Origin of the sequence: Streptomyces coeruleorubidus (assembly GCF_008705135.1) — a bacterium.
Lineage (GTDB): Bacteria > Actinomycetota > Actinomycetes > Streptomycetales > Streptomycetaceae > Streptomyces > Streptomyces coeruleofuscus.
Genome location: NZ_CP023694.1, coordinates 8977927 through 8999789, shown reverse-complemented (window position 1 = coordinate 8999789; position 21863 = coordinate 8977927). Strand labels below are relative to the sequence as shown.

At 72.2% G+C, this 21863-nt stretch carries 18 protein-coding genes and 1 pseudogene; 11 read left to right on the top strand and 8 right to left on the bottom strand.

All coding sequences use genetic code 11. The features are described from left to right. Positions 1-9: 9 nt before the first annotated feature. The gene (locus tag CP976_RS40980) at positions 10-597 is read right to left on the bottom strand and encodes an AMIN-like domain-containing (lipo)protein (protein WP_150484902.1); all 588 of its coding nucleotides are present in this window, start codon (positions 595-597) and stop codon (positions 10-12) included. 148 nt (positions 598-745) lie between these two features. Between CP976_RS40980 and CP976_RS40975 the strand changes: the two genes are divergently transcribed. Further along, positions 746-3319: a SpoIIE family protein phosphatase gene (locus CP976_RS40975; RefSeq protein ID WP_150484901.1), complete on the top strand. Its 2574-nt coding sequence runs from the start codon at positions 746-748 to the stop codon at positions 3317-3319. 169 nt (positions 3320-3488) lie between these two features. After that, a complete protein-coding gene (locus CP976_RS40970) occupies positions 3489-4154 on the top strand; it encodes a GAF and ANTAR domain-containing protein (RefSeq protein ID WP_229876021.1) in 666 nt (221 codons plus the stop codon). 23 nt (positions 4155-4177) lie between these two features. Here the strand turns inward: CP976_RS40970 and CP976_RS40965 are convergent, their stop codons facing one another. Continuing rightward, a complete protein-coding gene (locus tag CP976_RS40965) occupies positions 4178-6313 on the bottom strand; it encodes a SpoIIE family protein phosphatase (RefSeq protein ID WP_150484900.1) in 2136 nt (711 codons plus the stop codon). Between the two features lie 233 nt (positions 6314-6546). Here CP976_RS40965 and CP976_RS40960 point away from each other — a divergent pair, with 233 nt between their 5' ends. Continuing rightward, positions 6547-7275, top strand: a complete 729-nt coding sequence (locus CP976_RS40960) for an ankyrin repeat domain-containing protein (protein WP_167537510.1) — start codon at positions 6547-6549, stop codon at positions 7273-7275. Positions 7276-7288: 13 nt separating this feature from the next. On the opposite strand, the gene CP976_RS43145 is transcribed toward CP976_RS40960, so the two are convergent. Continuing rightward, positions 7289-7462, bottom strand: a complete 174-nt coding sequence (locus CP976_RS43145; protein WP_167537509.1) for a hypothetical protein — start codon at positions 7460-7462, stop codon at positions 7289-7291. A gap of 226 nt (positions 7463-7688) precedes the next feature. On the opposite strand from CP976_RS43145, the gene CP976_RS40955 reads away from it, so the two are divergent. From CP976_RS40955 to CP976_RS40945, 3 genes are all read left to right on the top strand, one after another. Beyond that, positions 7689-8510 carry a chitosanase gene (locus CP976_RS40955; RefSeq protein WP_190146962.1) on the top strand — a complete coding sequence of 274 codons (822 nt, stop codon included), beginning with the start codon at positions 7689-7691 and terminating at the stop codon, positions 8508-8510. 89 nt (positions 8511-8599) lie between these two features. Further along, complete coding sequence (locus tag CP976_RS40950; protein WP_150484897.1) at positions 8600-9589, top strand: DMT family transporter; 990 nt, start codon at positions 8600-8602, stop codon at positions 9587-9589. Positions 9590-9648: 59 nt separating this feature from the next. Next, positions 9649-11886: an MMPL family transporter gene (locus tag CP976_RS40945; RefSeq protein ID WP_150484896.1), complete on the top strand. Its 2238-nt coding sequence runs from the start codon at positions 9649-9651 to the stop codon at positions 11884-11886. 10 nt (positions 11887-11896) lie between these two features. On the opposite strand, the gene CP976_RS40940 is transcribed toward CP976_RS40945, so the two are convergent. From CP976_RS40940 to CP976_RS40930, 3 genes are all read right to left on the bottom strand, one after another. Next, positions 11897-12646 carry a sulfite exporter TauE/SafE family protein gene (locus tag CP976_RS40940; protein WP_373304892.1) on the bottom strand — a complete coding sequence of 250 codons (750 nt, stop codon included), beginning with the start codon at positions 12644-12646 and terminating at the stop codon, positions 11897-11899. Between the two features lie 195 nt (positions 12647-12841). Further along, a complete protein-coding gene (locus CP976_RS40935) occupies positions 12842-14884 on the bottom strand; it encodes a DUF1996 domain-containing protein (RefSeq protein ID WP_150484894.1) in 2043 nt (680 codons plus the stop codon). Between the two features lie 252 nt (positions 14885-15136). Further along, positions 15137-15823 carry a lytic polysaccharide monooxygenase auxiliary activity family 9 protein gene (locus tag CP976_RS40930; RefSeq protein ID WP_150484893.1) on the bottom strand — a complete coding sequence of 229 codons (687 nt, stop codon included), beginning with the start codon at positions 15821-15823 and terminating at the stop codon, positions 15137-15139. A gap of 295 nt (positions 15824-16118) precedes the next feature. On the opposite strand from CP976_RS40930, the gene CP976_RS40925 reads away from it, so the two are divergent. After that, a complete protein-coding gene (locus tag CP976_RS40925) occupies positions 16119-16913 on the top strand; it encodes a DUF1868 domain-containing protein (RefSeq protein WP_150484892.1) in 795 nt (264 codons plus the stop codon). Positions 16914-16934: 21 nt separating this feature from the next. Here CP976_RS40925 and CP976_RS40920 read toward each other — a convergent pair whose 3' ends face one another. After that, the gene (locus tag CP976_RS40920) at positions 16935-18110 is read right to left on the bottom strand and encodes a PP2C family protein-serine/threonine phosphatase (RefSeq protein ID WP_150484891.1); all 1176 of its coding nucleotides are present in this window, start codon (positions 18108-18110) and stop codon (positions 16935-16937) included. Between the two features lie 203 nt (positions 18111-18313). Between CP976_RS40920 and CP976_RS40915 the strand changes: the two genes are divergently transcribed. Continuing rightward, complete coding sequence (locus CP976_RS40915; RefSeq protein ID WP_150484890.1) at positions 18314-18787, top strand: ATP-binding protein; 474 nt, start codon at positions 18314-18316, stop codon at positions 18785-18787. Positions 18788-19227: 440 nt separating this feature from the next. Then, a pseudogene (locus CP976_RS44130) lies at positions 19228-19365 on the top strand (IS5/IS1182 family transposase); the annotation flags it as partial. A gap of 28 nt (positions 19366-19393) precedes the next feature. On the opposite strand, the gene CP976_RS40910 reads toward CP976_RS44130, so the two are convergent. Continuing rightward, entirely contained in the window at positions 19394-20026 is a 633-nt protein-coding gene (locus CP976_RS40910; protein ID WP_150484889.1) for a GNAT family N-acetyltransferase, read from the bottom strand. Between the two features lie 98 nt (positions 20027-20124). On the opposite strand from CP976_RS40910, the gene CP976_RS44125 reads away from it, so the two are divergent. Both CP976_RS44125 and CP976_RS40900 read left to right on the top strand, forming a co-directional pair. Beyond that, positions 20125-20667, top strand: a complete 543-nt coding sequence (locus CP976_RS44125; protein ID WP_150484888.1) for a hypothetical protein — start codon at positions 20125-20127, stop codon at positions 20665-20667. 70 nt (positions 20668-20737) lie between these two features. After that, on the top strand, positions 20738-21862 hold the full coding sequence (locus CP976_RS40900; RefSeq protein WP_373304891.1) for a YihY/virulence factor BrkB family protein: 1125 nt from the start codon (positions 20738-20740) through the stop codon (positions 21860-21862). Position 21863: the final 1 nt, after the last annotated feature.

Here is a 21863-nt window from a genome sequence, read left to right as displayed (position 1 = left end):
GCACCGCGATCACCTCGTGGCGGTCCAGCTGTGGGCGACGTCCACGATGACGCGGCCGTCGAGCTGCAACACCCGGAAGGGCAGCCGGGCGCGGACGCCGAGCCCGATCTGGGTCTCGCCCTCGAAGCTGCCGGCGAACCGGGTGTCCCGGAAGGTGCGGTAGCCGGTGAGGTCCACGCCCGGCAGCGGGCGCGCCACCCGGCCGGGATACGTGGCGGCGCCGGTCTCCGGGTCGTAGGCGGGCGCGGCCACCCGTACCTCGAGGACCGCTCCGCCGGCCACGGGTACGTGCCGGCCCGATCCGTCCTGGTGGAGCTGGTCGACGTAGCGGACGGAGTAGCCGACGTCGCTGCCCGCGCCGGGCACGTCGACGACCATCCGGTCGAAGCAGGCGTGACGGCCGGTCCGGATGTCCTTCACCGGCGCGATGGTGCCACTGGTGTCGGTCTTGGGGAGGCTCCCCCAGCCGGTCGGGCAGGCCGTGGCCTGGGTGGCGGCCTGGGCGGCGACGGGTGCGGCACCGGCCGGGACCGCCGCCACGCCCACCGTGGCGCCCACGAGCGCGAGAGTCGCGCATGCTGTTCTGATTCGTACCATTTCGGCCCCCGAGGCTCGCTTGTTGCTGGTATCGGGTGAGACGACCGATGGGACCGAAAGGTTGCACCCGCCGCGCCGGACCGCCGACCATGGCACATCCTGGTGGGGAGCGATGGGGTCCGGTGCGTCCGTACCGGGAGGACGCGAGATGGATGAGTCAGCCGCCGTACCGGACGGGCCGCGGTCACCCGGGGGCCGGAGCCGGGGCGGTGGTGACGGCCGGGTCCGGACCGGGGACACCGGCCGGATCGAGGATGCCCTGACCGCTCCGCTCATCGAGGCCGTACGGGACCTCGGAGGCTACGGCGGGCTGGTCTACCTGCGTTCCCGCGACCGACGTTCGCTCGTGCTGGCGCTGGTGACCGGGGTGCCCCGGTCGCTCCTCAGAACGTGGTGGCGGGTGCCGGTGGGCGGTGCGCTGCCCATGGCCGAGGCCTACCGGCGCGACGAGACCCTGTGGCTGCCGGACGAGCGCGCCACCATGGTGCGCTTCCCGCACTTCACCGCCGGGCTGCCGTACTCCTTCGGCTCGGCCTACCGGCCCGTCCGGGCCGCCGGCGAGGTCGTGGGTGTCCTGGTCGTGCTGCGTTCGGCCGCCCGGTCGCCGCTGGACACCGACGCGGTCGAGCCGGCGCTGCGCCCCGCCGGGCAGGTCATGGAGGAGCGTCTCACCCGCCTCACCGCCGTCGCGCCGGGCACGGGCTCCGCCGCGTACCGGATCGAGTACGACGACGAACCGATCGGCGTGCGGCTGCCCACGCCCGCCGTCCAGCCCGTCCGGGTCGGGCTCATCGACTGGGACCTGGACACCGACCGGTGCACGGCGGACGACGAGGCCCTCGCTCTCCTGGGCATCGGCCGGGCGGACTTCGGCGGCACGATGGCGGACATCGAGGCCCGCGTCAGCCCCGACGACCTGCACGAACTGCGGGCGAGCCGGCACGACGCGCTCACGCTCGGCCGGGTCAGATGCCGTCACTTCCGGGTGCGGGACGACTCCGCGGGCGACGAGGAGGCCGGCTACCGGCCCGTCGAGCTGTGGGGGCATCTCGTGCGCGGCGGCACGGGTTCCGACCGGATCCTGGTGGGGGCCCTCGTCGACGCGGGCAGCGGGTTCACCGCGGCCGAGGCCGCCGAGCGGCTGCCCGACGGTCTCTTCTCGCTGGACCAGGACGGCCGTCTGACGTACGCCAACCGCCGCTGCGAGGAACTGCTGGGCGGCGGCCGGGAGGCGCTCCTGGGCCGCTATCCGTGGGAGGTGATCACCTGGCTCCGGGATCCCGCGTACGAGGACCGCTACCGGGCGGCGATGCTGTCGCAGGAGCAGGTGTCGTTCCTCGTGCGGCATCCCGCCGGGAAGTGGCTGAGCTTCGTGCTGTACCCGGACGTGCACGGGCTGACGGGCCGGGTCCATCCGACCGGCCCGCCCACCGGGGCCGAGGCGGGGCGCGAGGCCGGGTCCGCCGCCGGCGCCGTGCCGCAGGCCGCGGCCGCGGCGCCGCCGCCCGGGCCGGTGGCCGCGGCGCGTGCCGGGGCGCTCTACCACGTGGTGCAGATGGCGAGCGTGCTCACCCAGGCGGTCACCGTCGAGGACGTCTGCCGGGCCGTGTCCGAGCAGCTGCTGCCCGCGTTCGGCGTCCGGGAGCTCGCCCTGTACACGGTCCGCGAGGGCCGGATGTACCTGCTGTGGGAGTCGGGCTACCCGGAGGGGTTCCTCGCGCCGTTCGAGGGTGTCACCCTCGACACGCAGCTTCCCGGGGTGCACGCGCTGACCACGCGCCTGCCGCTCTTCTTCGAGTCGCCCGAGGACCTCTCCCTCGCCTACCCGGGCATCACCCTGGACCGTATGAGCGCCTGGTCGTTCCTGCCGCTGATCGCCTCCGGGCATCCCGTCGGCTCGTGCATCCTCGGCTGGGACACCCCGCACCGGTTCACCGCCGACGAGCGTTCCGCGCTCACCGCGCTGAGCGGTCTGGCCGCGCAGGCGCTGGAGCGGGCGCGGCTCTACGACGCCGAGTCCGCCGTCGCCCGCGGTCTCCAGGAGGGGCTGCTGCCGCACCGGCTGCCCGCCGTCGAGGGGCTGCGCACCACCGGCCGCTATCTGCCCGGCACCCAGGGCATGGCCATCGGCGGGGACTGGTACGACGTGATCACCACGGGGCGCGGGGTGGCCCTGGTCATCGGGGACGTCGAGGGCCACAGCGTGGGCGCCGCGGCGGTGATGGGCCAGCTGCGCAGTGCCGTGCACGCCTTCGCGGCGAGCGAGCGGCCGCCGCAGGAGGTCATCACGCACACCAACCGGCACCTGGCCGAGCTGGAGGCGGACGTCTGCGCCACCTGCTGCTACATCGAGCTGGACCCGCGTACGGGGCGGGCCTTCGCCGTACGGGCCGGGCATCCCCCGCCGCTGCTGCGCCACCCCGACGGGCACGCCGAGACGCTGGACCTCGTGGGCGGCGTGATGCTGGGCGTGCAGACGGACGCGGTCTACCCCGTCACGGCGCTCACGCTGGCTCCCGGCAGCGTCCTCGCCCTGTACACCGACGGGCTCGTGGAGCAGCCCGGCAGCGACATCGAGACCGGCATCGAGGAGGTCCGCCGCTGCCTTGCCGACACTCCGGCGGACTCGGTGGACCATCTCGCCGACCAGCTGGTGCGGACGGCACGCCGCGCCCGGGAGCGGCCGGACGACGTGGCGCTGCTGCTGACGGCGTATCGCTGAGCGAGCCGGCTGCCGGCCGACCACGCGCGGCCCCGGTTTCTCGCACGTCCCCGTCTCACAGGTCCGCCGTCTCGCGCGATCGGCGTAGACAGGGTGGTGCGGGGTACGGTGGGCGAGACCGGTGAGCGAGGCGGTGGTGGCGGTGGAATGGCAGCAGTACGCCGAGCAGATGGCGATGCTCGCCCGGGATCTGGTGGCGCAGGATTCGGTGCAGGCGACGCTGGACGAGATCTCGGCATCCGCTGTGAAGCTGGTCGAGGGCTGTGACGCGGCCGGGATCCTGGCGGTGTCCAAGGGCCGGGCCGTGACGCTCTCCGTGTGCGGTGACATGGTCGAGGAGTCCGACCGGTTGCAGGGCGAGCTGGGCGAGGGACCGTGCTTCGACGCGGCCCGGCGCGTGGACGGCGAGCGGCTGTTCCGCATCGCCGACATGACGAAGCCGCAGCCGTCCTGGCCGCGGTTCTCACAAGCTGCCCGCGACCTCGGGATCGGCAGCATGACCGGTGTGCTGCTCTACACCGGCCAGGAGGACTTCGGCGCGCTCAACCTCTACTCGCGCCGGCCGGGGGCCTTCGGCAAGGACATCGAGGCCGCGGGCTGGCTGCTCGCCTCCCACGCCGCCGTCGCGCTGGCCACCGCCCGCACCGTCGACCAGCTGGAGCACGCCCTGGAGACCCGGCATGCCATCGGGGAGGCCATGGGGATCCTCATGGAACGCCACCGGATGAGCGAGGACGAGGCCTTCGACGTGTTGCGGCGTATCTCTCAGCACCACAACGTCAAGCTGCGCGACGTCGCCCGGCACGTCCGCGTCGAAATCCCCGGCCAGGCCTGACCGGAGCGGCCGGGGTGTCGGCCTCAGGCCGGGCCGCCGTCGGGCCGGGCGGTGCGCAGGAGGAGCACCGTGATGTCGTCGGCGTGCTGTCCGGTGGGGGTCGTGTGGCGGACGAGCCTGTCGATGAGCCGTTCCAGGTCGTGGCCGTCGCCGGTGCCGAGCCGGCCGGCCAGGTCGGAGGTGGCCCGGGTCGCGTCGGTGCCGGGGAGCTCGACGAGTCCGTCGGTGTACAGGGCGAGGGTGCTGCCGGGGAGCAGGGGCGTGGTGGTGACCGGGTAGTGGGCGCCGGTATCGATGCCGAGCAGCGGGCCGGGTTCGACGTCGAGGACGCCTGCGGCGGCGTGGGCGGGGCGCAGCAGCGGGGGCACGTGGCCCGCGCTGGCGAAGGCCGCCTGGTGGCGTGCCAGGTCGAGGTGGGCGTAGAGGCAGGAGACGAGCAGTTCGGAGTCGAGGTCGGCCAGCAGCCGGTTGGTGCGGGCGAGGACCTGGCCGGGTGCGGCGCCCGCGGTGGCGTGGGCGTGGATGGCGGTGCGGACCTGGCCCATGAGGGCGGCGGCGGCGACGCTGTGGCCTTCCACGTCGCCGATGACGGCGGCCGCGGTCGTGTCGTCCAGGCGCAGGACGTCGAAGAAGTCGCCGCCGACCTCGACGCCGTGGCCGGCGGGCAGATAGCGGGCCGCGACGTCGAGGCCGGGCAGGCGCGGCAGGGCCCGGGGCAGCAGGGCGCGTTGCAGTTCGTGGACGAGTCGCTGCTTGGCGTCGTAGAGGCGGGCGCGGTCCAGGGCCTGGGCGATCAGGCCGGACAGTGAGGTGAGGACGGCGCGTTCGTCGGCGGTGAAGGCGTGCGGGCGGTCGTAGGACAGGATGCAGCAGCCGACCGGCCGGCCGGAGATGATCAGAGGGAGGAACGCCCAGGCCTGTTTGCCGCTGATCTGGGGGGCCCGGGGGTAGTTGCCGGCCATCTCGGCCGGGTCGGCGAAGAAGGCGGGGGCACCACTGGCGAGGACCTGGCCGGCGGGAGTGAGGCCGGTGTCGAGTGACAGGGTGTCGAGGCGCTCCATGACGTCGGCCGGGTAGCCGTGGTAGCCGATGATCTTCAGACGGCCGGCCTCGGCGGCGGACAGCACCAGGCCCTGGGCGCCGAAGGCGGGCAGGATCTGCTGGGCGATCAGCGTCACGAGGTCGCGGACGGTCACCGTCTCGGTGAGCGCGGCGGCGAGGTGCACGAGTTGGTAGAGCCGTCCCGTCGGCGCGGCCGCGGGGGGCCGTGCGGCGACGGGCGGCGGCGGGTCCTCGGTCTGCTCCCCTCCCGGGACGACGCGGACGCTGATGCCGCTGGTGTCGGGGTAGAGCTGGAAGGTCAGCCACTGGTCCGGCGGGCGGAGCACGGTGAAGGACACGGGGGCTCGGCTGACGACCGCCGTGCGGTAGTGGTCCTCGTGGACGGGGTCGTCCAGCCAGGCCAGGGACTGCCAGGGGCGGGTGCCCAGCAGCCGGTCGGCGCGGCGGCCGAGCAGGCGGGCGGCGGTGGCCGTGGCGAAGGTGATGCGGCCCTCCAGGTCGAGGGCGAGGGCGCCCTCGGGGAGGCGTTCGAGGTAGTCGGCGGCGGCCAGGCCGGTCTGCACGGGGTGGTGCGCGGCGTCGACGGGGACGACGCGCGGCTGCTCGGGCAGGGTGGGGGGCCGGGAGGCTTCGTCCAGCAGGCGGGCCACGCGGCGGGCGCTGGAGGTGATGTGGCCGTGTTCGCGGGGCGTGATCCTGCGGGGCCGCATGGCCGGCCACATCAGCACGATGCCGCCCCAGCAGCGCCGTACGCCGCTCAGCGGGACCGCGGCCAGGGCGAACGGGTAGGGCAGGACGGCGGCGGCCCGCGGGTAGCGGCGGGCCATCTCGTCCTGGCTGCCGACGCAGATCAGTGCGTCGTCGCGGATCGCGTCGGCGACCGGGACGGGTGCCGTCAGCGGCAGGCGCTGCCACGGGGCGCTGAACGCCACCGGCAGACCGCACAGCGCCACCAGGCGCAGCACCGGCTCCGCCTCCTCGATCAGGTAGAGGCCGCCGATCGAGGCGCCGGTGCCGCGCACGGTGTCGGCCAGGACCGCCCCCAGGGCGTCGTCCAGCGATCCGGCGCCCCCGGGCGGCTCGTTGCTCCCGGGCATGGTGTCCTCCCGCTCTTACCCGGACGCTACGCCTCACGGGGCGTGGGGGCACGTCATCGGGCCGGGCCGCGGAAGGACGCATGGTGCCGGAGGGCATGGCCGGGCGTTGTGCCGGAGGGCATGGCCGGGCGTTGTGCCCAATGGCATGGCCGGGCGTTGTGCCCAATGGCATGGCCGGGGCGGGTGCCGGGCTGGCAGAATCGGAGCCCTCGACGGCGACCGGGAGGCCGGCCTTGCAGACGCTCACATCGCAGGATCCACTGGCCGTCGCCGTCACCGAAGCGATCCGGGGCGGCGATCTGCCCGGGCTCCGGCGCCTGCTGGCCGAGCATCCCGGGCTGGCCACCGTCCGCGTCACCGAGCACGGCGAGGACGGCAAGGGCACGCGCAGTCTGCTGCACATCGCGACCGACTGGCCCGGGCACTATCCCCATGGTCCCGAGGTGGTCGCCGCCCTCGTCGCCGCCGGGGCGGACCCCGGCGCCCGGTTCGGCGGTGCGCACGAGGAGACGCCGCTGCACTGGGCGGCCAGCAGCAACGACGTGCCCGTCCTGGACGCGCTCATCGCCGCCGGGGCCGACATCGAGGCCCCTGGTGCGGTGATCGCCGGCGGCACACCGCTCGCCGACGCCCGCGCCTTCGGCCAGTGGCGTGCCGCACACCGGCTCGTCGAGCACGGCGCCCGCACCACCCTCCAGGACGCCGCCACGCTCGGCCTGCTGGACCGGGTGCAGGCATACGTCGAGGCCGGTGAGCCGCCCTCGCCCGACGAGATCACCAGCGCCTTCTGGGGTGCCTGCCACGGCGGTCAGCTGGCCACCGCGCAGTACCTCCACCGGCACGGCGCCGACATCGACTGGTGCGGCTACGACGACCGGACCCCGCTCGACATCGCCCGCGCCCAGGACGCCGACGACGTCGTGCGGTGGCTGCGCGGCCTGGGCGCGCGGAGCCGCTCGTAGCGTCCGCGAGGTCTCACAAGCAGTAGCGCACGAGCCACTCGTCCTGGTTGTACGCGGTGCGCGCGGGGTCGAGCGTGCTGGCCGCGCGCTCCTCGACCATGTCCTCCAGGCGCACCGGCTCCGGCAGCGTCCCGAAGCGGGCCTGGCGTGCTGCCGAGGCCTCCGTCTCGCTGCTCCGCTGCGACATCGCGTCCTCCACGGCGATTCCCCTCTCCGGTTGGTCTCCTGGACCGATCGGCCTCCCTGGGCAATGAGTTGACGTACCAGGGAGCCGCATGGTTCCCCGGGGGATCGCTTGTTCGACCCTACGAACTTTCCGCTCGGCTGTTTCCCTTGCGGCCCACGAGTGATAGTAAACCTTCCTATCAGTTCTGCACGGCCGGCTCTTCCAACCCCCACTGCTTGGAGGCACCGTGAGACGCCCCTCGACCCCGGCAGCGCGCCGCACCGTTCTGGCACTGTTCGGCGCCGCTCTCGCCACCGCCCCGTTGCTGAAGCCACCGCACGCCACGGCCTCCGTCCGTGCGGCCGGGCTCGACGACCCGGCAAAGAAGGAGATCGCCATGCAGCTCGTGTCGAGCGCGGAGAACTCCTCGCTCGACTGGAAGGCGCAGTACCAGTACATCGAGGACATCGGCGACGGCCGCGGCTACACCGCCGGCATCATCGGCTTCTGCTCCGGCACCGGCGACATGCTCGACCTCGTCGAGCTCTACACGGACCGCAAGCCCGGCAACGTCCTGATGAAGTACCTGCCTGCGTTGCGCCGGGTCGACGGCACCGACTCGCACGACGGCCTCGACCCCGGCTTCCCCGGCGATTGGCGCAGGGCGGCCCGCGACGCCGAGTTCCGGCGGGCACAGGACCACGAGCGCGACCGGGTGTACTTCGGCCCGGCGGTCCGGCAGGGGAAGGCGGACGGGCTGCGCGTGCTGGGCCAGTTCGCGTACTACGACGCCATCGTCATGCACGGCGACGGCAACGACCCCCTGAGCTTCCGCAACATCCGCAAGCGGGCACTGCGCACGGCGAACCCGCCGGCGTGGGGCGGTGACGAGGTGACGTACCTCGACGCCTTCCTGGACGCGCGCGTGTGGGCCATGAAGCAGGAGGAGGCACACAGCGACACCAGCAGGGTGGACACGGCGCAGCGTGTCTTCCTGCGCAAGCGCAACCTCGATCTCGACCCGCCGCTGGACTGGAAGGTCTACGGCGACAGCTACCACATCGGCTGACCCACCGCGGCCCGGGCGGGAATTGGTCCACCAAGCAGGCACAGAAGTGGACCCCTTCCCGGGCCGCTCGGCTGCCTAGCGTCGCTCGTATGAACGCCACCACCACGCGCGGAGCTCTTCTCGCCGCGCTCGCCTGCGTCCTCGTCGGAGGATCCTTCACGGCCAACAGCCTCCTGGGCGACTACCCGTACGCGGGCGGCCAGTTCCTGCGCTACGGGCTGGCCTGTCTGCTGCTCGTGCCGCTGGGCGGCAAGGGCGCGACCGCCCGGCTGCGGGCACTGACACCCCGTCAGTGGGTCCGGCTCGCCCTGCTCGCCGCCGTCGGCATGGTCGGATTCAACCTGGCCGTCATCGCCGCGGAACGCACGGCGGAGCCGGCGGTTCCGGGCGTGTTCGTGGGCTGTGCGCCGGTGGTGGTCGCCGTGCTCGTGCCCCTCCTGGACGGGCGCGGACCTCAACGGGAGGTGCTGTACGGGGCGTTGCTCGTCGCCGTCGGCGCCTGCACCGTCCAGGGCTGGGGGCGCACCGACGGGGCGGGCATCGCCTTCTCCGTGTGCGCCCTGGCGGGGGAGGTCGGGTTCGCCGTGCTCGCTGTACCCGTACTGCGGCCCCTCGGCCCCCGGCTGCTGTCCGCCACCGTGTGCGCGGTCGCCGCACTGGAGTCGGCGGCGGCCGGGCTGCTCGCCGACGGCGCCGGGTGGCTGCGGCGTCCGGACGCCGTCGAGACCTCCGCGCTGCTGTGGCAGGCCGTGGTGGTCACGGTGGTCGGCTTCGTGTGCTGGTACATGGGCATGCAGCGGATCGGCGCGGAACGCGCCACCCTCTTCTCCGGTCTCATCCCGGTCGCGGCGGCCGGCACCGCACCGCTCGTCGGTACGGGCTCCTACGGTCTCGCGCAGGCGGCGGGCAGCGCGCTGGTCGGCCTCGGCGTCGCCCTGGGGTCCGGGGCGCTGACGCGGACGGGCGGAGGCGGGCCGTCGGTGATCCGGGCGGACGGCCGCACTCCCCCGGCCGCCGCCTTCCGGGGGAACGGCAGCCCCGAGGGGCGTGGCGACGCCGCGTCCGGCATGCCGGAGTGATCCCGCGCGCATCTAATGGACGGCGTCGAACGTCCCGGCCCACGCAGGAGTCCAGGTCCATGCCGCACACCCGCACCGGTGAAGGGGACGAGAAGGCCGCGCGTGCGGGTCTGCTGCGGAGGCTGGGCGAGTGGTGCGCTCGCCACTTCGTGGTGGTCGTCATCGCCTGGCTCGTCGCGCTGGTGGCTCTCCAGGTCGTCAGCCGCTCGGTCGGGGGGACGTACTCCGACAACTTCACCCTGCCCCAGGCGCAGTCGCAGAAGGGTCTGGACGTGCTCGAGCAGCACGATCCGCAGGCCGGCGGTTACAGCAGCCAGATCGTGCTGCACGACGGCGGGCAGTCCCTGTCCTCGCTGAGTTCCCAGATGTCCACCACGGTCGCCGATCTGGAGAAGCTGCCGCACGTCCTGTCGGCCCAGAACCCGCTCTCCGGCTCCGGCTCGTCCTCGGGTCAGTCACAGCAGAACGTCGGGCCGTTGTCGGACGACGGGAAGACGGCTTACATCACCGTCCGCTTCGACGTGCAGCCGTCGACCCTCGGCGACGACTACCTGAACGGGGTCGACGACGCCGTACAGCCGCTGCGTTCGGCCGGAGCGGAGGTGGAGTACGGCGGGCCGCTCGGCGAGCTCGCCCGGCCGGCCGCCGACGACCGGGTGAGCGAGCTGATCGGCTTCGGCGTGGCCGTCGTCGTGCTGCTGGTCGGGTTCGGGAGCGTGCTCGCCGCCGGTGTCCCGCTGCTGACCGCGCTGATCAGCGTCGTCGGAGGCCTGGCCGTCCTCGGACTGCTGGCCGCCGCGTTCACCTTCGCGACCGTCTCACCGACCCTGGCCACGATGATCGGCCTCGGTGTCGGGATCGACTACGCCCTGTTCCTGATCACCCGTCACCGGCAGAACGTCCTCGACGGAGCGGACCCGGTGCGGGCCGCCGGGCAGGCGGCCGCCACCAGCGGGCGCGCCGTCCTCGTCTCCGGCTGCACCGTGATCATCGCGCTGGCGGGCCTGTCCGCGTCCGGGGTCTCCTTCATCGCCAAGCTCGGGTTCGCCGCCGCCGTCACCGTCGTCTCGGCCGTCGTGGGGGCGCTCACCCTGGTCCCGGCCCTGCTCGGGCTTCTCGGCCGGCACATCGACCGCTACCGGGTGCGCCGCCCCGTCGCCGAGACCGACCCCGAGGCGGGTGACGCGCCGCAGGGCACCTGGCACCGGTATGCGCAGCGGGTGGAGCGCAGACCGCTGTGGTTCCTGGCGGCGGGTGTCGCCGTGATCGTCGTCCTGGCGATCCCGGTGCTGTCCATCCGGCTCGGGCACATCGGTGACGGTGCCGACCCGACGTCCTTCACCGACCGGCGGGCGTACGACCTGATGACCGACGCGTTCGGGCCCGGGTCCAACGGTCCGCTGACGGTCGTCATCGACCAGACGGGAGTACCGGACTCGCAGCGCTCCGATCTGGCCTCGAAGGCCCAGCAGACGCTCGACTCGGTCGAAGGCGCCGCGGTCGTCACCCCCCTGACGTCCACCCAGGACGGGGACGTCCTGGTCGGCACGGTCTACTCGACCCAATCCCCGCAGAGCGCGACGACCACGGACCTGACCAACCGTCTGGTCGACGACACACTGCCGGACGTGGTCCAGGGCACGGACGCCAAGGGTTACGTCACCGGCACGACGGCGGCGCAGGTCGACTTCCGCGACATCGTCGCCTCCCGGCTGCCGTTGATCATCGCCGTCGTGGTCGCCCTGGCCTTCGTCATCATCCTGGCCGTGTTCCGGGGACTGCTCGTCGCCGTGAAGGCCGCCGTCCTCAACGTCCTCTCGATCACCGCCTCGTACGGCGTGGTCGTCGCGGTGTTCCAGTGGGGCTGGGGTGGCTCCGCCCTCGGCGTCAACGGCACGGTGCCCATCGAGAGTTACGTGCCGATGATGATGTTCGCCATCATCTTCGGCCTCAGCATGGACTACGAGATCTTCCTGCTGTCCCGGATCCACGAGGCGTGGCTGCGCACCGGGGACGCCAAGGCCTCGGTCGCGCACGCCCTGGAGATCACGGCCCGGGTCATCACGTGTGCCGCGCTGATCATGGTGAGCGTGTTCGCTGCGTTCATCGTCAGCGACAACATCGTGGTCAAGATGCTCGGACTGGGGCTGGCCGTCAGCGTGCTCATCGACGCCACCGTCGTGCGCCTGCTCATGGTGCCGGCCGTGATGACGTTGCTGGGACGGCACGCCTGGTGGGCTCCGCGGTGGCTGGAGAGGGTGCTGCCGCACATCGACGCCGAGGGGCGACGGGCCTAGGCGGCAGGTGTCAGCGGAGCACCAGGTGGACCAGGGCGACGGTGCCGACCGACACGATCAGGGTGCGCAGGACGGCCGGGCTGAAGCGGCGGCCCGTCCTGGCTCCGATCAGGCCGCCCAGGGCGGAACCCACGGCGATGAGCAGGACGGCCGTCCAGTCGAAATCGGCGAAGAAGACGAAGAGCACGGCGGCGACGGTGTTGACGACGGCGGCCAGCACGTTCTTGACGGCGTTGAGCCGCTGGAGCGTGTCGTCGAGCAGCATGCCCATCAGGGAGACGTAGATGATGCCCTGGGCGGCGGAGAAGTAGCCGCCGTAGACGCTGGCGAGCGTCAGGCCGGTGAACAGCAGCGGGCCGCCGTCACGGCGGGCGGGAGCGTCTGCCGGGCGACGGCGGCGGACCTGCTTGGCGATCAGCGGCTGACAGGCGACCAGGACGAGGGCGAGGCTCACGAGGACCGGCACGATCCGCTCGAAGGCCGATTCGGGCAGGGTCAGCAGCAGGACGGCGCCCGCGAGGCCGCCCAGTACGGCGCCGATGCCGAGCAGCAGGACGCGGCGCCGCTGCCCGCGGAGTTCCTCGCGGTAGCCGATGGCCGCGCTGATGGAGCCGGGGACCAGGCCGAGCCCGTTGGACACCGTCGCGGTGACCGGGGACAGGCCGGTGGCGAGCAGTACCGGGAAGGTGATCAGCGTTCCCGAGCCGACGACGGCGTTGACGGCGCCCGCGCCCGTACCGGCCGCGAACACGGCGGCCATCTCGCCCGGCGTCACAGTGCCGCTCCGCCTATGGCACCACCGCGTCCGGCGTTCCTGGTGAGGTTCATGGGATCACGCTAGAGGGTGGGCGGTTCGGCGGCCGTCGAAGGGTCGCGGATGACCGGGGACGGGGAACGGCGGCAGGATCCGGTGGGGATCCTGCCGCCGTTCGCCGGTCGTGGCGGTGCCGTCGTCTCAGCCTCGCCTGACGCGGCGCAGGACGACGAAGCCCGCGATGACCAGGACGGCGCCCGCCGCGGCCGGCCAGAGCTGGGCGCCGGTGTCGGCGAGGCCTCCGCTGCCGACCGCCTGGGGCTCCGTCCGGGACGGGAGCGACGGGGTCGGCGCGGCGCTGGTCGCCGTTCCGACGGCCTGGGACTGGCCGAGGCCGTCCGTGTCCTTGCCCGCGTCGTCCTTCGAGCCGCCCTGCTCACCGGCGTTCGCGGTGCCCTGTCCGGGGGTGGGCGTCGCGAAAACCTCCGGTTCGTCGGTGCGCGGCGCGGCCGTGGGCGAACCGACCTGCTCCGGCTGCTCCGGCTCGGGAGCCGGCTTGTTCGTCACCGGGGGCTTGGCGGCCTGGTCCTTCCCGCCGTCGCCCTTCCCGCCGTCGCCGTCACCCGTGTCGCCGGGCTTTCCGCCCGCGTTGCCGTCCTGCGGGGCGTCCGGGGTGCGCGTGGGCTGCTCCTGCGGGGCCTCGGGGGCCTTCGTCGGCTCCTCGGGGGCCTTCGTCGGCTGCTCGGGGGCCTTCGTCGGCTGCTCCTGCTGATCCTCTTCCGGCTTGTCGCCGGGCTCGGCGCCTGCTCCGGCGCCGCACTTGCGGCCGTCGTTGATGCAGTCGGCCATCTCCCGCATCAGGTCCTCGTCGAAGACGTTGATGAAGTCGCCGTGGTCCGTGACCGGCTTGTGCAGCTGCTCCGGGAAGGAGTCCACCGCGAACAGCGGTGTCGTACGGCCGCCGTCCTCCAGGCTCGGCGCGTCGACGTCGTAGACGATGCGCTGGACGAGCTGCGGAATGGGCCGGAAGCCGGACGGGCAGTTGCCGGCGGCGTCCGCGAAGGCCACGTGGGTGCGGTGGTTGGCGCTGTCGATGTTGCGGCCGTCCCAGCAGCTCTGGAACTTGAAGGTGCGCACCACGTCGCTGCCCTGCGGGCACAGCGGGTACTTGTCCTTCAGCTGCCGGTCCTCGAAGCCCGTGCAGCTCCAGGAGGCGTTGGCGTTGGCCGGGCCGTTGACGAACGACTTGGCGTCACCGGTGATGATGCGCAGCAGCCGCGGCATTTCGGTGACCTTGCCCTGCGGGTTCCCCACGAAGGTCAGCGTGACCTGCTTCGGCGTGACGATCTCGCCGGCGTTGCCCTCGATGCCGCCGCCGGGCGAGTTGGCGTCCTGCTCCTGGGTGCCGTTCTGGAGGCGCAGCACGGGCCAGTAGTAGGAGGACTTGTCGCCCTGGTCGGCGCAGCTCGTCTCGGCGTTCGCGAGGTCCTGGTCGCTGGCGAAGGCGTTGTTGGCCTGGTTGCCGATGTAGTCGTGGAAGTGGTGGGCGCCGTTGGTGACGCCCGGGGCGGCGATGATGTTGTCGGAGTTGAACAGGCCGTTCTCGTTCACGCCGCAGTCGGTGGTGAAGGAGCCCCGGGAGGCTTTCGTCCCCTGGCGGGGGCTGCCGGCACCGGGCTGGACGCTGGTGATGGGCGCGAAGTCGGCGGCGACGGGGCCGTTGCCCGCCTGTCCGCCGTTGGCGCCCTGGCCCTGGCCGTCGCCCTGCTCCTGGCCGTCCTGTCCCTGCTCCTGGCCGGGCTGCCGGCCGCCGTCGCCGTCCTGGCCTTCGCCCTGCGCGGGGGCCTGGTTGCCGGAGTCCCGTACGGTGCAGGCGGCGAGGGCTTCGAGCCCGTCGGGGCGGTCCCCCACGCGGTCGATGGCGATGGCGATGCGCTCCAGGGTCGCGGCCCGCTTGTCCTTCAGCGGGTTCATGATCGCGTTGTCGGCGAAGCCGGAGTCCTGCTGCACCTGCTGCGCGGACTCGCTCAGCCGCTGGTAGGCCTTGGCGATCTGCTCGTCCAGGAGGGCGAGTTCCTTGTCGACCTCCCCCCGTGCCTGCTCGGGGACGGAGGTCAGCTTGCTGCCGACGTCCGGGCAGTCGATCGTGGCGCCCGCGGTCCGGACCCCCGTACCGGACCGCGTCTGGGCGGAGTCACCGCCCGAACCGCCGTCGGTCGCGGAGGCGTAGACGTTGGCGGCCATCAGGCCGCCTCCGCCCAGGATCAGTGCGAATGCGGCGAAGGTCGCGCGTCGTGGTCCGGTAGGGCGTCTTCGCGTGTTGCGTCCCAAGGGTGCTCTCCTGCGCTTGTGGCGAACCGGGCATGAAAATCCCCTCGCCCCATACGTACGGGAGCACCGGTGTGTTCAAGTGTTTCGAAAATTTTCGGAGAACTCTCATGAAGCCGCGAAACACCCGAGCCCCGCCGGACACACGGTCCGGCGGGGCGGCGCAGGTCAGCGGAAGTTCACATCACTGCAGAGGAAGTAGGTCTGGTCCATGTGCGACGCCTGCCAGATCGTGTAGACGACGTGCCGGCCGCTCAGGCCCGAAGTGCTCACGGGGATCTCGTAGTTCTGGCTGGGCGCGTACTTGCCGGTGCGCGCGACGAGCCGGAGGTCGTTCCACGTCAGCGGCTGGGTGGCGGGATCGAAGCCCTGCCGCGTGACGTACACCTGGAAGTAGTCGGCGCCGTGGCTGGCCTGGTCGTACAGCTTCACCGTGAAGTTGGAGCCGATGTCCGTCGTCTTCCAGGCGCCCACCGTGTCCAGGGAGTTGTACCGGCCGCCCTCGGTCCGGCCGCCACTGCACAGCTGGCCGTCGGGGACCACGGCCTGGAAGTTGCCGCCCGAGCCGTTGCGGTACAGGCCGTTCCAGTTCCACATGGCGTTGGGGTCGTCCTGCCACGCCTGCCAGCACATCGGGTCCTGCTGCGCCATCGCGGGATTCAGGTGGTCGCTGCCCCAGCGCAGCCAGCAGCCGTAGTTGCGGGAAGCCGGGTCGACGACCGAGCCGTGCGCGACGGCGGTGCCGCTCCAGGGGATGAGGCTGAGCAGCGCGGCGACCAGGACGCTCAGGGCGAGCGTCAGACGCGACCGGACCCTCGGGGCGGGACCTCTAAGAACATGACCATGACAATCCATGATCTCCTTCTTCCGGATGTGGGGGTTGTCGTACTTTCGGTGTGTTTTTCGTGGGGAGTGCGGCAGCGCGTGGGAGCGCTCCCGCACTGCACAGGCTGCGCCCGACGACGCAAACGGGCAACGTTCGATTGCGCCACTTCCGCACCGCCTGGCGCGTTCGATGCGTTCGACGCCACAGCGTCCGCACCTGCGCCGGTCTTCGGGAAAACACCTGGGTGTACCCCTGGGTCCATCCGACCGTCAGGTCGCTCCGGCACTTTTCACCTGACTGAGCCCCCAACTCATCAGGAGTCACATGTCTGCCCCCAACCGCCGAGGCGTCCTCATCGGCGCTGTCGGCGCTGCTGCCGGTCTCACGATTGCCCCGGCCACGGCGCTTGCCGCCTCGCAGAGCCCCGAGCGGCGCGAGCCTCTGGCCGCCGGACCCGGCAAGAAGTGGGACCTCGACGGCAACGCGCAGCGCTTCCGTGGCAACACGTTCGTCTGCCCCGTGCCCCAGGACTCGGCCTTCTTCCACGCCGAGACCGAGGCGATGGAGATCATGAAGCGGTCCTCCCTCGCCGATCAGTACGTCTGCCTGCCGCACCAGAGCATGCACATGACCGTGTTCGATGCCACGACGCAGGACACCGTCATCGACAAGCAACTCCCGGCTTGGCTCGCTGACTGCGCGGACGTCTCCGAGGTCTCCCAGCGGATCCTCGCGCGCCTCCAGGAGTCGACGCTGACCCCGGTGGGCCCGATCACGATGAAGGTCAAGGGGTTCGGCCCCTTCGACGCCGGCTTCACGCTGGAGCTCACCCCGGCCGACGACGCCACCTTCACCGGACTCTGGACGATCCGACGGGAGCTGAGCGTCCTGCTGGAGCTCCGGGCGTCGGACTTCGAGACCTACCAGTTCCACTCGACCCTCGGTTATCGCCTGGTCAAGCCGTTGGCAGCCGACGTGCCGCCCATGAAGCGACTGGCCGCGAAGTGCTCCGCTCTCTTCACCGGCGAGGCGGCCACCGTGACCCTGGAGCACCCGGCGTTCAACCTCTTCGACGACATGCTCGCGTTCCCGCAGTTGTGGCGGCTGCCGAAGGCGTGATCCGCCGTTGCCGACCGGCTTTCAGCGGTGCGGAAGGGGGCCGTGCCAGTCCAGGCACAGGACGGTGGCGTCGTCTTCCGGGTGGCCGTTGCAGGCGTCGGTGACTGTGGTGGCCAGATTGCGCGCGACCTCGCGCGGGTGCTCGCCGGCGGTGTCACGGATGAGGCCGGGGAGGTCGACTTTTTGCGCTTGGCGCTCTTGCATGCCGTCGGTGTAGAGCACAAGGCGGTCACCGGGGCGCAGGTCGAGGTTCTGCACCTTGTAGGGGCCCTTGTGCTCGGCGACGCCGAAGGGCAGGTTCACTGCGAGGCGCAGTTCGTCGACCGTGCCGTCGCGCAGCCGCAGGGGCCAGGGGTGGCCCGCGTTGACGAGCTGGGCGCCGGTCCCGTCCAGGGCGATGCGCAGCAGCTGGCCGGTGGCGAAGGTCCGTCTGCCGTGGTCGAGGAGGGCCTGGTGGGTCTGGCGGGCCTGTTCGGCGAGGCCGGTCCCGGCGCGGCGGGCGCCGCGGGAGGCGTTGACCAGGAGGGTGGCCATGAGGGCGGCGTCGACGTCGTGGCCCATGGCGTCGGTGATGGAAAGGTGCAGGGTGTCGTGGTCGACGGCGTAGTCGTAGGTGTCACCGGCGATGTCGGCGGCCGGGACGAGGGCGCCGGCGAGGGCGAACTCGGCGGCCTCGCACGAAGGGGCCGAGGGCAGCAGCTGGCGCTGGATCTCCGCGGCCAGGCTGACCGAGGTGGTGCGGTTGCCCCAGTGGTAGAGGTCGGTGAACCGGCGGTCTGTGACGATGATGTACGCCAGCGCGTGCGCGGCCTCTTCCACTTGCTCCAGGACATCCTGTGTGACCTGGGGAAGGAGCAGCTCCAGGACCCCGACGGCGTCGCCGCGGTTGGTGACGGGGGCCAGCACCCGCTGCCCGTGCTCGCCCTCCGGAGCCTGCACCAGTTCCTGGGCGCGCAGGACCTCGTCGTAGATGCTGTCGTCGAAGGGAACCTGTTCGGCGCGGCGCTCCTGTCGCGTAGCCGCCTCCTCGCTGACCCGCAGCAGGCGCTGGCCGACGACGTCGACGCACAGGAATGACACGTGCCGCGCGCCGAACCGGTCGCGCAGGTCGCGCGCCACGACATCGAGGGAGCCCACCGGTGCGGCGTCCTCCGCCGTTGCCAGCACCTCAGCCAGTCCGATCCGATCGCGTGCCACGTCAGCCTCCTTTTGGGTTGCCAACTCGTTTTCCCGCGGACGCGACAGGCACAGCACGGCTGTGACACATGCCTCAGCCTGTAGACGCCGGAACACGAAGGCCCCCCGGAGACGTCACCCCCCTGACTGCCCCCGCACGCCTGATGCGAAGGTTCGGGGGTAAACGGGTCGCAGCACGTTCGGGTGACAGGGGGTGGGCCGGCATGGAACAGACGGCGGGCGGTGAGGGCGAGCAGTCTCTGGTGGAGAACGTCGTATCGGTGTCGGGGGCGTTCGAGAGCAGCGAGGACATCGCCGTCGCCCGCGATCTGGCCCGCAGCTTCCTCACCGACGTCCAGGCCGTGCACGGGCTGCCGGTGTCCGGGCGCGCGATGGGCATGGTGCAGCTCGTGGTCAGCGAGCTGGTGACCAACGCCCGCAAGTACGCACCCGGCCCGTGCCTGCTGACGCTGGAAGTCAACGGTGGCGCGGTGGAGGTGAGCGTGTGGGACAGCAACCCGACGCCGCCGGCGATCCTCGCGCCCGACCCGACGCGGATCGGCCAGCACGGGCTGGAGATCGTCATGGCGGTCGGCCGGAGTTTCGCGGTCCACCGCGAACCCGTGGGAAAACGGATCACCACGGCCATCGCGCTGGCCGACGATCCGGGCGGGGACGTCACCGGCCGACGGCTGTGACGGCTTTCGCCCTGCCTGGCCGCTTTCCGCGCCGCCTCCTGCGGCGGACGAAAAGGGCAGGCGAGGCGACCGGTCATCGACATGGCCGCGCGCGGTGGCCGACGCGGTGACGGCGGCGGTGACAGGACACCGAACCGGTGCGGCATGAGACCAGGGCGGGCGGGTAAACGTCCGGAGCCGGCTGGGGAAGGGCCATGAAGCCTGGGGAGGTCGAAGGGCCCTTCCCTACCGACAGAGTCCGGCGTCTCTGGGGGAACCTGCGCCCACAGCCGGTCACACACTGGGCTCCGGCCCGTCGCCCGGCACGCCGATCCCGTTCCCGTCGCGTTTCCGCCACCGTGTGCACGATGGAGCCGGCAGGCCCGCTACTGCGGCGTGCACCACCGTCCGCATCGCATCGCCGGCAGGCCCACGCTGATCGGCCGCCGGCGCGGTGAACCCGCGGGCCACCGAAGCGGCTGTTCGCCGACCGGGGCCACGACTATGACAAGCACCGCCGCCCGCCACGGAAGCGCGGGATCAAGCCCGTCATCACCCGCCGCGGCGTTGCGAACAGTTCCGGCCTCGGCCGCAGGCGTTGAGGGCGGATCATTGTGAGCCCAGCTGTCAGAGCCGGTCGAGTTCCTTCGTGGTGCGGCCGAGGTAGGTGGCCGAGCCGGGCTCGGGGACGTCGAGCTCGTGGAAGCCCATGCGGTCGTAGAAGGCCCTGGCTCGGGTGTTGGCGGTCGCCATGGCCAGGTGGACGGCCGGCACTCCCCTGTCCTGGAGGGTCGCGAGGAACGTCCGCATCAGGCGGCGGCCGTGGCCGCGCCCCTGCCACTCGGGCAGCAGGTCGATGTGCAGGTGGGCGGGGTAGGCCGCGAGTTCGGGCAGCACCATCCGCTCGGGGTCGTGCAGCAGTCCCGCCATCGCCTCGTCCGGCGTGCGGGGCGGCCGCGGCGGCTTCGGGTAGCGGTCGGCGACCAGCGGCAGCCAGGTGGCGCGGAACGCCTCGGCGAAGCGCGGGGTGTCGGCCGTGCCGAGGATGTAGCCGACCGCCCGCCCCCGCCCGTCGTCCAGCACGAAGGCCAGGTCCGGCTCCAGATGGACGTACGGAGCCGCGAAGGTGGCCGGGAAGATGCCCGGGTCCGTGTAGTGGGGGCGGCTGTCCTGGCCGTTGTGCGCGGTGCGGACGCAGATCTCGTCGAGGGCCGGACGGTCCTCGGGCTGGTACGGGCGGATGGCGGGGAGCTTGGTCATGGCGGCATCGTGCCCGTGCTGGGAGCGCTCCCTCAACCCGATTCGGGGAGCTTCCGAAGGCCCCTGAAACCGGCCGATGGCTGTGCGAAACTCCGGCCATGACCACCGTGACCCAGTTGCGCAAGGCCGCGCTCGCCCTCCCGGAGGCGGAGGAGGGGACGCACTTCGGCATGGTCGCCTTCACCGTGCGGGGCAGGGGTTTCGCCTCGGTGACGAAGGACGGCAGCGTGCGGCTGCATCTGCCGCAGGAGGAGACCGACGCCGCCCTGGCCGCGCATCCGGCCGGTGACCGCCTCGTGCGCCGGGGCACGCCGATCGGTTTCGCCGTGCCGCTCGCCGACATCGACGGCAAGGACCTCAACGCCCTGGTCAGGGCGGCCTGGTTCAGCCGCGCCCCGAAGCGGCTCGCCGCGGCGCTCGCCGCGGCGGAGGCGGGGACGGACAGCCCGGGTGGCGACCTGCCCACCGGAATCGGCAGGCCCGCCACGCAGGCCCTGCGCGGTGCCGGCGTGACGACGCTGGAGCAGGTGGCACAGCACTCGCGGGCGGAGCTTCTCGCGCTGCACGGGGTGGGGCCCAAGGCGGTGCGTGTGCTGTCGGAGGCGCTGGAGCAACGGGGGCTCGCCCTGCGCGGTGAATGACCCGCGGATGGCCAACGCCGTGGTCCGAGCGCGGCTTAACTGCCCAGCTCGGGGTTACCCGGCTCACATGGTGAAGCTGCATATTCCGGGACGAAAAGAACATCACGAGTCCGAGGCTCCGCCGCAGGACGCCGCTCCTGCGCGGGCTCCCGCTCCGGCGGGGAAAGAGCCCGGTCCGGCCGCGGAGAGGCCCGCTCCGAGGCCGGACGAGGAGCCCGGCCCGGGGCCCGAAGTGGAGCGGGCGGCACCGGACAGCCCGAGTGACCTCCCCCGGAAGTCGTGGGGGGCGGTGCTGAAGGGGAGCATCCGGGAGTTCAGGGACGACGAGCTGACCGACCGGGCGGCCGCGCTCACGTACTACGGGGTGCTGGCGCTGTTCCCGGCGCTGCTGGTGCTGGTGTCGCTGCTGGGCATCACCGGCAGGTCGACCACCGACAAGGTGCTCGACAACGTCCAGCAGCTCGCCCCCGGCTCGGCCCGCGACATCATCACCCGGGCCGTCGAGCAGTTGCAGGGCAACGCCGGTATCGGCTCGCTGATGGCGATCGTCGGTCTCGTCCTCGCGGTGTGGTCGGCGTCCGGCTACGTGGCGGCGTTCATGCGCTCGGCCAACGCCGTCTACGACATGCCCGAGGGCCGGCCGGTGTGGAAGCTGCTGCCGGTGCGGGTGGCCGTGACGGTCGTGCTGATGGTGCTGGCCGTGATCAGCGCGCTGATCGTGGTCTTCACGGGCGGACTGGCCCGGCAGGTCGGAACCACGCTCGGGATCGGGGACACCGCGCTGACCGTCTGGTCGATCGCGAAGTGGCCCGCCCTGGTGGTACTGGTCACGATCATGATCGCGATCCTGTACTGGGCGGCCCCGAACGCCAAGGTGAAGGGGTTCCGCTGGATCACGCCGGGCAGTCTGCTGGCGCTGCTGATCTGGATGATCGCGTCGGCCGGCTTCGCGGTCTACGTGGCCAACTTCGCCTCGTACAACAAGACCTACGGCACGATGGCCGGCGTCATCGTCTTCCTGGTGTGGCTGTGGATCACCAACCTGGCGATCCTGCTGGGCCTGGAGTTCGACGCGGAGACGGTCCGGCAGCGGGCCATCGCCGGGGGTCATCCGCCCGAGGCCGAGCCGTACACGCAGCCGCGTGACACCCGCGCGTGGGACGAACAGGACCGGCGCCGGATGGAAGAAACCTGAT

Bases quoted from the DNA above. Each gene is read 5' to 3' on its own strand.
- CP976_RS43145 (WP_167537509.1), bottom strand. From the start codon at position 7,462: ATGTCGCAGCGGAGCAGCGAGACGGAGGCCTCGGCAGCACGCCAGGCC.
- CP976_RS40965 (WP_150484900.1), bottom strand. From the start codon at position 6,313: ATGCCCGGGAGCAACGAGCCGCCCGGGGGCGCCGGATCGCTGGACGAC.
- CP976_RS40915 (WP_150484890.1), top strand. From the start codon at position 18,314: ATGGAACAGACGGCGGGCGGTGAGGGCGAGCAGTCTCTGGTGGAGAAC.
- CP976_RS40925 (WP_150484892.1), top strand. From the start codon at position 16,119: ATGTCTGCCCCCAACCGCCGAGGCGTCCTCATCGGCGCTGTCGGCGCT.
- CP976_RS40970 (WP_229876021.1), top strand. From the start codon at position 3,489: ATGGCGATGCTCGCCCGGGATCTGGTGGCGCAGGATTCGGTGCAGGCG.
- CP976_RS40945 (WP_150484896.1), top strand. From the start codon at position 9,649: ATGCCGCACACCCGCACCGGTGAAGGGGACGAGAAGGCCGCGCGTGCG.
- CP976_RS40935 (WP_150484894.1), bottom strand. From the start codon at position 14,884: ATGGCCGCCAACGTCTACGCCTCCGCGACCGACGGCGGTTCGGGCGGT.
- CP976_RS40910 (WP_150484889.1), bottom strand. From the start codon at position 20,026: ATGACCAAGCTCCCCGCCATCCGCCCGTACCAGCCCGAGGACCGTCCG.
- CP976_RS40940 (WP_373304892.1), bottom strand. From the start codon at position 12,646: ATGGCCGCCGTGTTCGCGGCCGGTACGGGCGCGGGCGCCGTCAACGCC.
- CP976_RS40950 (WP_150484897.1), top strand. From the start codon at position 8,600: ATGAACGCCACCACCACGCGCGGAGCTCTTCTCGCCGCGCTCGCCTGC.
- CP976_RS40930 (WP_150484893.1), bottom strand. From the start codon at position 15,823: ATGGATTGTCATGGTCATGTTCTTAGAGGTCCCGCCCCGAGGGTCCGG.
- CP976_RS44125 (WP_150484888.1), top strand. From the start codon at position 20,125: ATGACCACCGTGACCCAGTTGCGCAAGGCCGCGCTCGCCCTCCCGGAG.
- CP976_RS40975 (WP_150484901.1), top strand. From the start codon at position 746: ATGGATGAGTCAGCCGCCGTACCGGACGGGCCGCGGTCACCCGGGGGC.
- CP976_RS40980 (WP_150484902.1), bottom strand. From the start codon at position 597: ATGGTACGAATCAGAACAGCATGCGCGACTCTCGCGCTCGTGGGCGCC.